Origin of the sequence: Enterococcus sp. AZ179 (assembly GCF_050498885.1) — a bacterium.
GTDB classification, from domain to species: domain Bacteria; phylum Bacillota; class Bacilli; order Lactobacillales; family Enterococcaceae; genus Enterococcus_D; species Enterococcus_D entomosocium.
This window is the reverse complement of the sequence record NZ_JBMHEO010000001.1, coordinates 2,688,429-2,703,443: the sequence shown is the minus strand read 5'-3', so window position 1 is coordinate 2,703,443 and position 15,015 is coordinate 2,688,429. Positions and strand designations below refer to the sequence as shown.

Genomic DNA, 15,015 nt, shown 5'->3' with positions numbered 1-15,015 from the left:
CCAAACTGCTCACTGATCAAGCAAACGGCTTTGCCCTTCGATTTTTTGGATCTCCGTAATGTCTTGCGTGACTTCTAGACAACCTAAATAGATGCCTGCTTCATTTTTTAATGCAAAGTAGCGAATATAGATTTTACGGCCCCGCATATCGATCCAAAATTCAGATGTCTCCCTTGTACCCGCTCGAAAATCATCCAAAATCTGTTGCACGAGATGCATGCTTTTCGGTGGATGGCAGTTGACGACTTCACGACCTAAAACCGAATTCGTTCGTGGAAAGACGCGACTCTTGCCTTCTGAATAAAAGCGCACCCGCTCTTCACTATCTACAAAGGTCAAGTCCACTGGCAGCGTTTGAAAAATGGCCACCAATTGCTCAAATTGCAGATTACCAGTAGGCAATGAAACGGTCGGCTGTTCAGCAATTTGCGGCGAATCTTCCGATTCTGTGACTTGAAAGTCATTGAATCCTAAACCGGCTGCGATGCCAGCGGTTGTTTCTTGGGCTTGTTTGATCGCCGCTTGCCGTGCGGGTTCTGCCGCCTGTTCCTTTTCAAGGGCTTCTTGGCTCGGTTTCCAAGGAAGCGGTTCTGGGATAAAGGCAAAGCCGATGTCAAAGCTGTCAGCCGCAATTTGTTCCCAATCTTTAAGACTGAAGACATCCAGCGTCATAGGCACCATGATTTCTTCTTCTTTGAAAATCATCTCTTCAATCTCGTTTTTGACTGCTTCCCATTGGACAGCGATTGGATTATAGGCAGCTTTTTCGGATGCCAAAAGCTCATTGAGCGCTTTGATCATAACCCGAATATCATCATCAACACCCCACATCACTTTTGGCGGCGCAGTGATGCCGTACTTCTCCATGTAAGAAAAAATCAACGTTTCTTTTCGCGCATAGTGTTTGTCGATCTGCATTAAATCATTGCAGGCAGCTTGTAGACGCTTTTTAGGCGTCCAATCACCGGTTTTGATTTTGGCTAAGAGGCTGTCGATCTCATCGGCCAACAGGGATTGCAGGACTTGGTTCTCCAATTTCAGGGTATGCACAGGATGGCCTGGTTGCCCATATTCTTCATTGGAGTGATGGATCTCGTTGATCGAACCTTTGAAAACAGCAGCATGAATATTGCACAAACGCTGAATCTCAGAAGGGTCCAACCCCGTTTGGATCAAAGCTTTTTCAGCAGCAGTGATCTCCGTCACATCCACACCATCAAATTCTTCGTTAAACAAGCGTTTAGCTTCTTCAAAGGAACCGCCTTGGTGAAGCAAACTCAGTATTTCGACGATCCGTTCTTGTCTTTGACTGTTAGTTTTCATTTCGTCGCTCCTTTCACAAGAAACCCTTGTTTTTCGAAAGCGAGACAAACCATTTCCAAGGGGATCTTCTTCATCTGTGCACCTTTGGGGATCGTCATATAACGTCCAGCAGTTTGCAGCATCCCTGGTTGATTGATCGCCGTAAACCCTAGTTGACTCATGATTTCTTGTATTTCAGGATATTGTGCCACAAGTTCATAGAGCGTTTTTGACAGATCGATTTCTTTCATAGTAAGGTCTTCCTTTCAGTGAGAATGATTCTCAATAAGATATCCTTAGTATAAATCATTTTGTTCAAAAATACACGAACTGCCGCAAACATTTATCAATCGATCATTTTTTTCTAAGATTGTCGGTAACGGCACACCACTTTTTCCAACCAATCGATACTGGCAAAAAGCAGATAGCCCATCAAAGCAATCAGGAGGATGCCCGAAAGCATTTGTGGGTAGTCCATTTTTGACCACGCACTTAAGATCAGATAGCCGACACCATACGTCGTGTTATAGTTTTCGGCAAAAAAGAGGGAGGCCAACGCGATCCCGATACTGACCCGCACACTGGCAAAAAGTGCTGGCATAAGCGCGGGCAAAATAACGAAGCGCAAGACATGGCGCCATTGATTGGTATAATTTTTCATGACCTGAAAATACGCTGGTGGGATCTTTGTGACTGCATCACGAATCGAGACGATCACTTGAATGACGATTACCGCAAAAATCAAGAGAACTTTTGAGAGATTGCCTAAGCCAAAGAAAATCATAAAGACGGGTAAAAACGCAACTTTAGGAATCGGATATAAAAAGTAAAGCAGTGGACCAAGCAGCCGATCCACTCTTTGGGATCGCCCAATCAAGATTCCTAACGGCACCCCGACTAGCAACGCCCCACTCAACGCCGCAAATACCCGCAGCAAACTGGCACCTGCGTGGATCAGCAAGACTTCTCGCAATGCCCAAAAACGTTCAGCTGTTTCTAAAGGATTAGGCAGTGAGCGATTGTTGGTCACCCAGCTTACACCCCACCAAACCACGACAAACGAACAGAAGCCCCAAGCAAAAGATTTGATGGTTTTCATTGCCTTGCCTCCCTCATTTGTTCTTTCAACTGCAAGACGACTTCATAAAAAGCCAATGAGTCTCGTTCCTGCTGGCGGCCATAAAAAGGATTACTGATCGGCGTAACGCCCTGATCTTTTAGCAACAAAATCGTCTGCCCCAAAAACACTGCCTCTTCTGGATCGTGGGTCACCACGATCAAGCTGTTTTGTCTACGCTGCTGTTGGGCAGCGATCATGGCTTGGGCGTTTGCTTTGGTTTCTTGATCCAGCGAAGCAGTCGGCTCATCCAATAATAAAACATCGGGGTGTGTGATCAGTCCCCGCCCCATGGCGGTCCGTTGTTTTTGACCGCCACTAAGCTGATGTGGATAGCGGTCCTGCACCTGCGTCAATCCCAACTCCGCCAAACAGCTTGTGACCCGTTTTTTACGGCTCTCACTGGGTGTTTGATTGATAAGCAGCGGCATTTCCAGTGCTTGGTAAACTGTTTGCCAAGGAAACAAATGCAGTTCTTGGAAAACGACCTCGATGTTGTCAGGGGAACAGCCTTGGTAAGTGATCGTGCCTGATTGCGGTCGCTGCAACCCTTTGATCAAGGATAAAAGCGTGCTTTTGCCAATCCCCGATTCTCCCAGCAGCACATAGGTCGTTCCTTGTTCAAAACAAAACGAAAGATCCTTAAAAATGACGGTTTCCCCATACGTAAAGGAAACGGAATCGAATCGAATACTCATCAGAGAATAAACTTCTTTCTTAAAATTATTTGTGTTGGTTTTCACATTTTATGCTATACTATTTTTTGCGTGATTGACAAGAAAGGATGGTTTATGATGTTTCAGACCCTCGTATTTCATGAAATACGTCCCGAAGCAGAACTTTATGATCAGGTGCGCCCGATCAAAGTCGCAGACGGCTATCAAGATGCCTTGCCTCTGCCCTTATTCAATAGCACTTCTCATTTTAAACAACAAATCGACTTTTTGAAAGCAGAAAATTACCATACGTTGACCCTTGCAGAAGTCAAAGATTTTTATTTCCGGCAGCAGCCGCTACCAGAAAAATCCGTGTTGCTGACCTTTGACGACTGTTATCAATCAATGAAAGAATATGCCTACCCACTGTTGAAGGAAGCTGGTTTCAAGGCCACTGCCTTTGTCGTGACCGGCTGGCTTTTTGATGCCCCTCAGCCTTACGAACCAGAAGTTTCGCGGACATTGAGCAGTGCCGAATTAGCCGAAATGAGCGATGTCTTCGAATATGCCAATCATACCGCTCATTTTCACGAACGCAAGAACCAGCAAGGGCGGTCAATGTGGGAAACACCGGCAGCCTTTGCGCAAGACTTACGAAGCTGCAATCAGCACGTGGCCATCAAGGATGTTTTTGCCTATCCCTTTGGCTTTTATGATCAGCAGACGATCGCAACACTAGAAAAGGAAGGCTTTGTTCTGGCATTTACAACCAAACCAGGCATCAATACGACAAAAACCAAGCCAATGGAACTCCATCGGGCAGTCATCCCGTTCTCACTACCAACGGCTGCTTTTGAACAACGATTTAGAAACGAGGAAATGAACCAATGAAAAAAACGATTTTAGCAAGTATCCTAGCACTATTCGCTGTTGGCGCTGCCGCATGCGGCAACACTGGCGAAACAGCAAGTACCAGCAATTCCAGCACTAGCAGTACAGAAGCTGCGGTAACGGATCAAACATTGACGATCGGGGTGTTACCAGCAGAATCAGCGATTCCGATCATTCTAGCAAAAGAAGAAGGCTTTTTCGAAAAGCAAGGATTGACTGTGGAACTCAAATCCTTCACTTCCCCGAATGACCGCAATGTGGCGGTGCAGGCAGGCGAGCTGGATGGTACCATCAGCGATGTCATGACAGAAGCGACCTTCAAGCAAAACGGCATCGATATGACGATCACTTCTGATATTTTGGAAAACTTCAAGATTCTCGCTTCACCGAATTCAGGGATTACTGAGATGAAAGGGTTAGCGGATAAAAAAATCACCCTTGTACCGAATTTCATTTTAGAATACATCATGGATCAATTTGCACAAGAAAATGATTTTACTTATGACATCGTGGATATCGCTTCTTTTTCTGCCCGTTCCGAAGCATTGCTCAATGACCAAGTCGATGGCGCTGTTTACACGGAACCACAAGCCAGCATGTTGGCTGCCCAAGGGGCGATTGTTTTAGGCAGCTCTAAAGATGCTGGCATCAAAGGCGGGACGCTGCAATTTATGGACGAAGTCATCCAAAATCGACCGCAAGACCTAAAAGCATTCTACACTGCTTACAACGAAGCCATTGATTACATGAATGCTCATTCAGCAAAAGACTATGCCGACATCTTGGCAGACTATCAATTTCCAGATGCTATGAGTACTTACTTAGACAGCCAGGAAGACTATCCTTATGCCCAAGCTGTACCGCAAGAGCAATACGACGCGATCATTGCTTGGACGAAAGACAAAGGACAAATCGACAAAGCATATTCCTACAACGAGTTGACCAATTTCGATTTTTTACCCGCTGACGAATAAGAAAAGACAAAAAAGACGCAAATGCGTCTTTTTTGTCTTTTCACTTCTTTTTGACACTCTTTTTTGCTCGTGGCAAGAAATTCAGGTATACTTTTGACAAATCAGCTGCCATGAAAGGATTTGATTTAATGCCAACGATCGCTGTTTATGCCGACCAGAAAGAAGATACTTGGGAAGCACACTTGACTCACCAGTTAAAAATAAATGAAGAAAGGACCCAGGCTCATCAAACATTCCATAACGAACCTTTAACGATCGACGAATACTTCTTTACAGAAGATCCTGCCCCCTTTCATACGAATCAAGCCGTCAAGCAGCAATTAGCAAGCAATGGCCGCAGCTGTCTGCCACTCGTTTATGTCGACGATCAGCTATTTTGCCAAGGTCGCTTGCCAACGATCCGTGAATGGGAACAATTGACGAAATCTGGGATCACTGTGCAATTTGATGAGTAGCAGCCACTGTTTTCTTTGCCAGACAAAACAACGCACCACGTGCCAATCATAAGCGTTTAGTTCTCCCCCTTCGCGGCAACTGCGTCGGTAACGCCTTTTTCTTCTTCCGTTAAACTTCGTTCGCTGATTTTAAAGAATGGATAGTAGATCGCCACACTAATCAGTAAGGAAGCGATACTCCAAAGAACAGCAGGGATATTGCCGCCGGTTGCAAGGTAAGTATTGATAAAGGGCGGTGTGGTCCACGGTGGATTGAACATGATTCGCCCAATGACATTGGTGACCGACAAGAAATACGTTCCGACACATAATACAAGGGGTGTCAGGATGAAAGGAATCATCATAATAGGGTTCATCACGATCGGAAACCCAAAAATGACTGGCTCATTGATACAAAAAATAGCAGAGGGCAAAGCCATCTTCCCTAGGGAACGATAGGCTTTTTTCTTTGAAACTAACATGTTGATGATCAGCCCCAGTGTTGAACCAGTGCCTCCATAGCACAAAAATATGATATAAAACCCGCCTGCAAAAATGTTCGGTAACGGTTCGCCTGCAGTGTAGGCATCGGTATTGGCTGCTAATAAAGCTAGAAAAATCGGATCGCCGATACTCCCCATCACATTGCTGCCATGAATCCCTAAACACCAAAGCAACAAAATCAAAAAGGTATACAACAGCATCCCAGGCAATGTGTTTAGACCAACTGCCAGCGGTGAAAAGATGGCTTGCACGAATTGATTGACATTAAATTCCAACAAGACCCGAATCACCCAGGCACCAGTGATGATGGCAGCTCCGGGAAGCAAGACCGAAAAACTCTTGGCAACTGCGGGCGGCACTTCTGCTGGCATCCGAATAACTAAGCGGTGCTTGAGAAAAAAGCGATGGATCACTACTGTCGCAATCGCTGTGACGATTCCTGTAAACAGACCAGACGCCCCCAAAGAAGCTGGATCGATCGTCCATTCTTCCCCCGCCTGCAGCAGCAAAAACGCGCAGACTGCCAACACGACAGAACCGATCCGATCGATCTCATACGAAGCCGCCAAATAGTAGGCGATCCCGATACAAGCGGCCAGTCCCAAAATTCCAAATGTAAAATTGCTGGCAGCGCCTAGTTTGACGCCAAACTCCCCGACAAACTCGGTCCAGCCAGGAAAAGGCATATTGGCCAAAATCAAAAAGAGACTGCCGATAATCGTCAGCGGCATCGTAACGGCGACTCCGTTGCGCACGGCAACTAAAAACCGATTTTCACTGATCCTAACCAATTTTGGTGCAAAATTTTCCTGAAACCCTTCAATCAACCGATTCATCCTGTCTCCTCCTACTAAACATCTCGATTTTTTAATAAGAGTAGCATAAAAAACGCTTTCTGCATTTTTAAAACACTCGACGCCTTCCCGATTCCAAGAATACTGCTGGCTAACTGTTTCTTTGCCAAATGGGTAAAGCCCCTGCCAAATCACGTTCCTTCGACCAAGCGATGGCACCTGACAGCAAAAAGAAACTAATGACCGTCCCTTCCCTCACCGCTAGCGGTAAGCCCAAACTGATTGCTAGCAAGAGTGCCCCCGAAATACAGACTGCATCAACGCCATAACGGTACTGCTTAAATGTCCAACGACTGCGTTGCGCCAGCAAATGACACCAGTGCTCGATTGGAAATTTCAAGACCTGCAACCGTAGGACTTGTCCCGTCGCCGTTCCAGAAATTAAGATCCCACCGATCAAAGCAGCTAGTTGGCTCCAATAATTCGTCAAGTGCAGCGATGCCAAGAAGTAGTAAACAAAGCCATTGATCAAATAGCCGAAAGCCAGCAAAGCGAAAAACATAATCAAGTACTCACTGCCTTTTTGTTTGAGGGACGTCTGCCGCCGATCCAATAGCCAACAGGCAGCTAAAAAGCCCAAGTTGATGGCTGTTGTGATGGTGCCGACTTTGATTCCTGACATCGTTGCCAGCGTAACATTCAAGGCATTAAAACTACTGACCCCAACGCTTGCTTTAATGGTCAAGCTGATCCCGAATGCACTCAGCCCATAAAAAATCCCTGATCCTATCCATTGCTTTTTATTCATTTTTTCTCCCACACTTTCGTTTTTGCTTTTCTAAGTATGTGCTATACTGACTAAAAACAAATAGGAGATTTCTCCTAGTTTGGAGGAAAAAAGTGAAAAAAACCGCTTATGCCTTGGCAATAAAGCAGGTACCAATCAAAGAAAGCTGCCCCTTGCCGATTCCTGAGGAGATTTTACAACAAAGTGCCCTCTGGACCTTTGATCATCGAGAAGCGATCCAAAAAGAAACGGTGCCGATGTCGGTCTTTTTTGTCCTATTGACTGGCAAAGCCAAGATCATTCAAACGCAAGAAAACGGCAAACGTGCCTTGCTGCAGTTTCTCCATCCTGGTGATTGCATTGGCGATCTCACGTTGATTGGCGCCGAAACAGTACCGAAAGCCGTGGTTGCGATCGGTGAAACAACATGTCTGGGCATTCCGATGCAAGCAGCAGCTCACGGGCTCATGCAAGACCTGGCTTTCGTACAAACACTAGGCAAAACTATCGGTGAAAAATTGCTGCTGCGTATGGATCATTTTTCCGTCAATCAAACCTATCCCTTAGCTTGGCGCCTTGCTCATCTACTGTTGGAAGCTTCGATCGATGATCTTTTTCAAGAAAAATTGACGGAGACCGCAGAATACTTAGGCGTGAGCTATCGCCATTTGACGTATACCTTAAAAGATTTCAAAACGCAAAAACTAGTCACAAAAACTGAAGACGGCTATCGGATCGATGCGCCTGCGCTGCAGACCTTTATCCAAAACCAACAAAAGCAGTAACAAGCAAATAACGACAGCGAAATAGTTGGTATGATGCCCCCCTAAAAGCCAGAGAAAAAGCTGACTCTTGGGGGTGCAACAAGAAAAACCAACTGTTTGCTGTCGTTTTCGGATCGTTGCTTTATTTTTTCGCCAATGCCCAAGCATTGACAGTAACCGTGCCGGTTCCGCTGAGAGCGATCGCCTCGGTCCGTTTTGGATACACGCGAGAGGTCAAACAATATTGCCCGCCATTTAGGAAGATCTCAATCGAAGACGTATCGACAAAAATCTGCAGCTGCGTCAGTTCATCGACCTTGACACTGCGCTGTTTACGACCGTAGCCAGAAACGCCATGATGGATCGTGAAGACACCAGCTTCATAAGCCAAAGTCGTATCTTGCAAAAGTCCAAGCTGGAACTGCTGCAATGGGGCTTCCGCCGTAACTTGCAACTCATATGCCAATTCATCGAAAGACAAGTGCTGCGGTTTCTCTGAAAGCACAATTTTTTGGCTGACTTGCTTGTCTCGCAATTTTTGGAATTCTGGCAAAGGTTCTTGATACAACTGGTCATTTTTGACCGAAAGCTGTCTTGGCAGCGTTGCGGCATGCTGCCAGCCGCGAGGGATCGTCGGATTGCTGTATTCAGGACTGGTATCCCCTAGCCCCATCCAGCCCCACAAGATCCGACGTTTCTGCTCATCTTCAAAGGTTTGCGGGGCATAGAAGTCAAACCCATAATCAAGTTCACGAAACGCAGAAGTTTCTTTAAACGTCAGGGTCTCCCAATCCACCTCACCAATCAGATACCCTGATTGATGAATATTTTGGTAGGCATGTTCTTTGGCTGCCAAGCCTTGCGGTGAGAAGACCAACACATCTTTGCCATCTAAATGGAAGTAGTCTGGGCATTCCCACATGTAGCCTAGAGCATAGTCCTCACCGAAAAAGATTCCTCGATAGGTCCATTCATTTAAATCCGTCGATTCATAAATCAAAATTTTGCCTTCGTTTTCCAACGTACGCGCGCCTAGCAGCATATAGTAGGTGTCTTCGTGGGCAAAAACCTTTGGGTCACGAATATGATCGGTAAATCCTTCAGGGTAGTCCTCATGAGGAATCACGACTTCTTGCTTTTCGACGGTATAGCCGTCTTTGCTGATTACATGGACCGTGTTTTGTTCTCGTCCACTAAAGGTATAGTCATGATCACCAGGATGTTTGACATTCCCAGTATAGAAGAAATGGATCGCGTCATTCTCGATAAAGGCAGAGCCCGAGTAGACCCCGTCTTTGTCATAGTCGTGTTCGGGAGAAAGAAACAGCGCTTCTTCTTGAAACGTGACATAATCCGTCGACGTTTTGTGTCCCCAGTGAGGTGGTTCCCCGCCATGGGGCGTTTGCGGTACATATTGATGGTAAAAATGAACCACGCCTTTGAATTGGCAAAGACCATTCGGGTCGTTCATCCATCCTGTTTCTGGCATCAAATGATAGTTCAAGCGCCACGCATCAGCACTGATTTTTTCTGCTAATTCGTTTTGTGTTTGGGCAAGCTGTGCCCAGTATTCCTTCGTTAACAATGCGGTACCTCTTTTCTCTTGCCGATGAACAGCAAGGGATTATTTATTGATTCAACTCTTTGGCTAGCGGTTTGCGCTGCAATTGGACACCAGCAAAACCGACTGCAAAGGCAATCAAAATCACGACAACGTATTTCAGCATGGCACCGAAATCTCCAGTATACAACAACAGTCCTGGTATAAAAGTGATGCCCATCCCAGTGGCAGCTAATTGGAAGACATACGTCGCAAACCCGCCGACTGCGCCCCCCAGCATGCCTGCGCCAAAAATCCGCATCGAGCGTAAGTTGACCCCAAATAGTAAAGGTTCAGTGATCCCAAATAAGGTTGGAACCGCCGCACTGATGGCATTTGAGCGTTTGACTTTGTTTTTATAAATAAATGCCGCAGCGATCGCAGCCCCGAATTGTCCCGCCATACTTGCTGTACCTAAGACTTGTAGGACGTTTTCGCCTGTCGTATTCAATAACCCTAACTCAATAATACTTAACGAATGGTGCAATCCAGTGATCACGATCACTTGCTGAACCCCTCCGTAAATGATATAACCGATGCCCAATGGCGCTTGCACCAAGTAGACGATACTGTTGATGACTGCTCTTTCAGCTACTTGCAAGATTGGTCCTAACGCAAACAAAATCAAGCCTAAAGTAATGACGATCGTTAAGAATGGTGTCACGATCAAATCCATCATTTGCGGAACAAATTTACGGAACCATTTTTCTAGCTTAGAAACTAAGATCCCGACAATAATTGCTGGAAAAATCGACCCTTGATACCCAGAGATCGATAAACCGAATAAGTGCAATGGCTCTGCATCCCCGCTGGCAACTGCCCAAGCGTTCGGCAATTGCGGTGCCACCATCATTAACCCTACCACGATCCCAATGATCGGATTACCGCCGAATTTTTTCGTCGCACTATAGGCGATCAAAACAGGTAAAAAGGCAAAGGCTGTATCCGTTAACATTTCAAACATGGCTAACCAGTCAGCACTATAGGTGACCCCCAACTCGGTCAATAACCCCCGAATCCCCATCAAGAGCCCTGTCGTTACCAAAGCTGGAATCAATGGCACCAAGACATCTGACAACGTGCGGACAACTTTTTGGACGGGTGACAGATTCGAATAAACATCATCTTTGAAGCCAGCTTTTTCAGCGGAGGCGTCATTGCCCATTTCTGCTGCGAAGGCTTGATAAACTTCATTGACTTTTCCTGTTCCAAAAATGAACTGATGCTGTCCCGTGTTGAAAAAATAGCCCTTGCTGCCCTCAACTGCTTCCGCTTTGTCTTTATCTACTAACTGATCGTCTTTCAAAATCAAGCGCAAACGTGTGGCACAGTGTTCAAAGTTTTTGACATTTTCTTTGCCGCCAACAGCTTCTAACACTTGGTCGATCGTTTTTTGTTCCTTCATTTTTCCCACTCCTTTGATCGTCGGTTCATTTGTGGAACCGGTTCTACATTTGTAGATTAACAGAAACCGCTTGCAATTGCAAGCAAAGAAAATAAAAAAACAGAACGCCGCAACTGGACGTCCTGTTTTCTCTAAAAATGTTTGCTTTATTGCTCCTGCTTGTCAAGCTTGGCAGTCGACTGTTTGACCACTAATCGATTCGGCAATTCGATCACTTCAGGAACCTTTTCCCCTTGCGTCAGTTTTTGGATCGTTAAGACGGCATCGATGCCTAACTGGACATAGGGATATTGGGTCGTTGTGATGGTCGGATAGACATAATCCGTCGAATCATAGCCGCCAAATCCGTTCAAGGAAAAGTCTTTCGGCACTTGGTACCCTAGTTCATGGGCGGCTTTCAATACAGCAACAGCAATATTATCGGTAGCACAGGCGATGTACGTTGCCGGTTGATCTTTCAAGAACACAAGGGCTTTTTGGTACGTTTCTCTTCTTGAAAAAGACGTTTCGATAAAGTCGACTTTGACGTTGGGCGTTTGTGCCAAGACATCAAGAAATCCTTTTTTTCGCAAGACACCTACCGCATAATCATTTTCGCTGACCCCAACAAATAAATAACGTCGGTGGCCAGCGCTGACTGCATATTCTGCCATGGTTTTGCCCGCTTGATAATCTTCATGGACGATGGAATGAATGCCAGCTAACTGTTGGCCCAACAATAAAACCGGCATAGGAACCTCTGCCAGCACCGCTTGCAGCTGCGGCGTGATTTTGCGCGCAAAAAGGATCATCCCTGCTACTTTTTGTTTGACTAGCATTTCGATATTTTCTAGTTCCCGTTCATCGCTTTGATCGGAGTTGGTGATCAGCATTTGATAGCCGTTTTCCCGAGCCGTCGTATCGATCCCTTTTAACACATCATTTGTCGAGGGCGAATTCAATCGAGGAATGATCACGCCCAGCAATTTCGTGTCTTGGGCTTTCAGCGATCGAGCAAATGTATTGGGGCGATAACCAGTTTCAGCAATGATCTGATCAATTTTTTTGCGCTTTTCTTCACTGATATAGCCATTGTTCAGATAGCGGGAAACCGTACTTTTCGCTACTCCCGCCTTTTCAGCAATGTCCTTGATCGTTGTCATGATTTCCCACCTTTGCATTTTCTTTTATTATAACAATAACTGAAAGAAAAGCGCAGGTTTTGCGTAAAAATTGTTGGGTTGGGCGGTTTTGGAATGAAGCTTCACTTCAAAGTAATCTTACAATCAATGAATGGTAGAGAAACTAAAATCTCCCTTTACAAGCTATGGCGAAGATCGATCAGATCATTGAGCATATTTTTTAAGCAATACACCGCCATGATTCGTCAGCAGATAAACCACGGATAGTAAACCATTATTGGATTCTGAACATCTTTATAGCAAGCGACATATAATAAAAAAACCAGTTAAGCCACGCTTAGCTGGTTTTTCATTAGTAGAAATCCAATCCTAAGTTTACATTAAAACGCCTCTATCACACATTCAAAATCCACATAAACCCAAGAAAGACAAAGAACAAGCCGTACATGATTGGTGAGACTTCTTTGCCGCGTTTGGCTGCTAACATGGTAATTGGGTAAAAGATGAAGCCCAACGCGATCCCATCGGAGATGCTGTAGGTCAACGGCATGCCTAATAGAATCAAGAAGGCTGGGATTGCGATTTCCATTTCGTGCCATTTGATCTCTCGCAGCGATTGCGCCATCAATACACCTACGACGATCAGTGCTGGTGCCGTCACTTGAGAAGTGACAACGGATAGCAATGGTGAAAAGAACAAGCCGAACAAGAAGAAAATTCCAGTCGTCACAGCAGTCAAGCCAGAACGACCGCCCACGGCGATCCCAGCGGAAGATTCCACATACGCCCCTACTGGTGAGGTCCCTAATAAAGAACCGGCGAGCATGGCGGTGGAGTCAGAAGCAAGTGCTTTGCCGACCCGCGGCATTTTGTTGTCTTTCATGAAGCCTGCTTGGTTGGCAAGCCCCACCAAGGTGCCTGCGGTATCAAAGAAAGTGACGAGTAAGAAAGTCAGTACTACGACCCACATTTGCAGGGAGTTGATGTCTCCTACATGGTTTAGCGCCACTAAGAATGTGGAAGAAATACTTGGTGCAGCAGAAACGATACTGGATGGTGCTTGGATCAAGCCAGTCAAAAGACCTAAAACAGTTGTTGCGGCCATCCCGATAAAAATTCCACCAGGAACTCTGCGAACCATCAAGACGGCAGTGATCACTAGACCAAAAATCGTCAGCCACGTCGTACCGACACTCAATGAGCCTAGTGCCACAAGGGTCGAATCGTCGGAAACGATGATCCCGCCTTCGCTCAGTCCCAAAAAGGCGATGAACAGACCGATCCCGCCAGAGATGGCGTATTTTAAATCAGCAGGGATCGCATCAATGATCAGCTCCCTTAATTTGAAGATCGTGATCACGATGAAAATCAGTGATGCCACAAACACACCCGCTAATGCTGTTTGCCATGGAACCCCCATTCCAATACAAACTGAATAAGAAAAGAAGGCGTTGATCCCTAATGCGGGTGCTGTAGCGATCGGGTATTTTGCTAAAACCCCCATCAAGATACAGCCCAATGCACTGGCTAACGCCGTTGCTGTAAAGACGGCACCTTCGTCCATCCCAGATGCCCCGAGGACCGTTGGATTGACGAATAAAATATAGGCCATTGAGATAAAGGTGGTGAAACCAGCTAAGATTTCTCGTTTGACCGTTGTTTGTAAGGTATCTAGCCCAAAAAAGGAATTGATTTGATTCTTCATTTTTACTCCTCCAGCAATCAAGCAAAGGTGTCGCCATTGCTTGATTTTTTTATAATGAAAACGACGAAATCAATCATAAACCAACTTTATCTGCAAGTAAATATTATCCGGTTAAAAAAACCAATAAAACGCTTTTTCCAACATCTTACCCTTAGTTGTTTCTAATCAACGTGTAACGACTTCTCATTCACCAATTGCTCCAGCTGTTCCTTGGTGGTGCGCTTGATGGAAAGCTTTGGCAACTCGTTCAACGCAAAGTAATCGCTGTTGGAGGTTTCACTGTTTTTGATAAAGTCCCCTGCCAGAACCTCACATTCAAAGACCAACTTATAGTATTGAAACACTTGCGGAATGTCTTGTCTTAGATTCGTATCAAAAATTGCTCGCAGCTCCTTCACCTCTACTAGCAAACCGGTTTCTTCCAGCACTTCTTTTTTGATGTTTTCCCGAGGCGTCAAGCCAATCTCTGCATAGCCACCCGGCAGTGACCATTCTTTCGTCAGGCTGTCTTCCACTAGCAAGATTTTTTCGTCTTTTTGGATCAATGCTCGTACGTCGACTTTAGGTGTAGGATACCCCTCATTTTTTTCTATTAAAAGGGTCAACGCAGCTGCGTCTTGATCCACGACGGTACTCATCAAATGCAATGCCAACTCTTTGATTTCTTGGTATCGTTCCTTATCGTACACATCTTTGCCATAGTACAAACCTGCTTCAGCGATCGATAACAGGCGTTTGTATTGCGCAAAATAATCTTTCATCCATTCCCCGCCTTTTCCATTTCTCTGTTATGCTTCTTATTCTAGAGGAAATCGGCGGTTTTGCAAAAGAAAGTCTTCTGAGACATAAGAAACAATCCGTCTTGCTTTGACAGCTAAACTTCCCCAAAAGCTGAGTCATGAGAAATAGCTCATAAAAAAAAGCAGTTGGCATGTACCTAGAACAGGTATAACGCCCACTG

Annotated in this window: 15 protein-coding genes; 4 read left to right on the top strand and 11 right to left on the bottom strand. The window is 45.5% G+C overall.

The window, feature by feature from the left end; all coding sequences use genetic code 11:
- Nucleotides 1–9 precede the first annotated feature (9 nt).
- From IGI88_RS12760 to IGI88_RS12745, 4 genes are all read right to left on the bottom strand, one after another.
- The gene (locus IGI88_RS12760) at nt 10–1,323 is read right to left on the bottom strand and encodes a DUF438 domain-containing protein (RefSeq protein WP_429960598.1); all 1,314 of its coding nucleotides are present in this window, start codon (nt 1,321–1,323) and stop codon (nt 10–12) included.
- On the bottom strand, nt 1,320–1,553 hold the full coding sequence (locus IGI88_RS12755; protein ID WP_010747746.1) for a DUF1858 domain-containing protein: 234 nt from the start codon (nt 1,551–1,553) through the stop codon (nt 1,320–1,322). Before IGI88_RS12755 ends, IGI88_RS12760 begins: the two co-directional genes overlap by 4 nt.
- 113 nt (nt 1,554–1,666) lie before the next feature.
- On the bottom strand, nt 1,667–2,401 hold the full coding sequence (locus tag IGI88_RS12750) for an ABC transporter permease (protein ID WP_270287949.1): 735 nt from the start codon (nt 2,399–2,401) through the stop codon (nt 1,667–1,669).
- Nucleotides 2,398–3,117 carry an ABC transporter ATP-binding protein gene (locus IGI88_RS12745; protein ID WP_429960597.1) on the bottom strand — a complete coding sequence of 240 codons (720 nt, stop codon included), beginning with the start codon at nt 3,115–3,117 and terminating at the stop codon, nt 2,398–2,400. The genes IGI88_RS12750 and IGI88_RS12745 overlap by 4 nt, the downstream gene beginning before the upstream one ends.
- 96 nt (nt 3,118–3,213) lie before the next feature.
- On the opposite strand from IGI88_RS12745, the gene IGI88_RS12740 reads away from it, so the two are divergent.
- The 3 genes from IGI88_RS12740 to IGI88_RS12730 are packed head-to-tail and all read left to right on the top strand — an operon-like array spanning nt 3,214 to nt 5,395.
- On the top strand, nt 3,214–3,966 hold the full coding sequence (locus IGI88_RS12740) for a polysaccharide deacetylase family protein (RefSeq protein WP_429960851.1): 753 nt from the start codon (nt 3,214–3,216) through the stop codon (nt 3,964–3,966).
- Nucleotides 3,963–4,940: an ABC transporter substrate-binding protein gene (locus tag IGI88_RS12735; protein ID WP_429960596.1), complete on the top strand. Its 978-nt coding sequence runs from the start codon at nt 3,963–3,965 to the stop codon at nt 4,938–4,940. Before IGI88_RS12740 ends, IGI88_RS12735 begins: the two co-directional genes overlap by 4 nt.
- A gap of 50 nt (nt 4,941–4,990) precedes the next feature.
- The gene (locus IGI88_RS12730) at nt 4,991–5,395 is read left to right on the top strand and encodes an arsenic metallochaperone ArsD family protein (RefSeq protein WP_086317419.1); all 405 of its coding nucleotides are present in this window, start codon (nt 4,991–4,993) and stop codon (nt 5,393–5,395) included.
- A 56-nt stretch (nt 5,396–5,451) separates the two neighbouring features.
- Here IGI88_RS12730 and IGI88_RS12725 read toward each other — a convergent pair whose 3' ends face one another.
- Together IGI88_RS12725 and IGI88_RS12720 are read right to left on the bottom strand one after the other, a co-directional pair.
- Nucleotides 5,452–6,714 carry a PTS sugar transporter subunit IIC gene (locus tag IGI88_RS12725; protein WP_429960595.1) on the bottom strand — a complete coding sequence of 421 codons (1,263 nt, stop codon included), beginning with the start codon at nt 6,712–6,714 and terminating at the stop codon, nt 5,452–5,454.
- A gap of 109 nt (nt 6,715–6,823) precedes the next feature.
- On the bottom strand, nt 6,824–7,480 hold the full coding sequence (locus IGI88_RS12720; protein WP_086316407.1) for a YczE/YyaS/YitT family protein: 657 nt from the start codon (nt 7,478–7,480) through the stop codon (nt 6,824–6,826).
- 92 nt (nt 7,481–7,572) lie between these two features.
- Between IGI88_RS12720 and IGI88_RS12715 the strand changes: the two genes are divergently transcribed.
- The gene (locus IGI88_RS12715; RefSeq protein ID WP_005234674.1) at nt 7,573–8,244 is read left to right on the top strand and encodes a cyclic nucleotide-binding domain-containing protein; all 672 of its coding nucleotides are present in this window, start codon (nt 7,573–7,575) and stop codon (nt 8,242–8,244) included.
- Between the two features lie 121 nt (nt 8,245–8,365).
- Here IGI88_RS12715 and IGI88_RS12710 read toward each other — a convergent pair whose 3' ends face one another.
- The 5 genes from IGI88_RS12710 to IGI88_RS12690 form a co-directional block, all read right to left on the bottom strand.
- The gene (locus IGI88_RS12710; RefSeq protein ID WP_061054416.1) at nt 8,366–9,808 is read right to left on the bottom strand and encodes a glycoside hydrolase family 32 protein; all 1,443 of its coding nucleotides are present in this window, start codon (nt 9,806–9,808) and stop codon (nt 8,366–8,368) included.
- Between the two features lie 43 nt (nt 9,809–9,851).
- The gene (locus tag IGI88_RS12705) at nt 9,852–11,228 is read right to left on the bottom strand and encodes a PTS transporter subunit EIIC (protein WP_086297404.1); all 1,377 of its coding nucleotides are present in this window, start codon (nt 11,226–11,228) and stop codon (nt 9,852–9,854) included.
- 146 nt (nt 11,229–11,374) lie between these two features.
- A complete protein-coding gene (locus tag IGI88_RS12700; protein WP_042890342.1) occupies nt 11,375–12,370 on the bottom strand; it encodes a LacI family DNA-binding transcriptional regulator in 996 nt (331 codons plus the stop codon).
- A gap of 373 nt (nt 12,371–12,743) precedes the next feature.
- A complete protein-coding gene (locus IGI88_RS12695; RefSeq protein WP_008379064.1) occupies nt 12,744–14,054 on the bottom strand; it encodes an NCS2 family permease in 1,311 nt (436 codons plus the stop codon).
- Between the two features lie 161 nt (nt 14,055–14,215).
- On the bottom strand, nt 14,216–14,815 hold the full coding sequence (locus tag IGI88_RS12690) for an NUDIX hydrolase N-terminal domain-containing protein (protein ID WP_016613623.1): 600 nt from the start codon (nt 14,813–14,815) through the stop codon (nt 14,216–14,218).
- Nucleotides 14,816–15,015 lie beyond the last annotated feature (200 nt).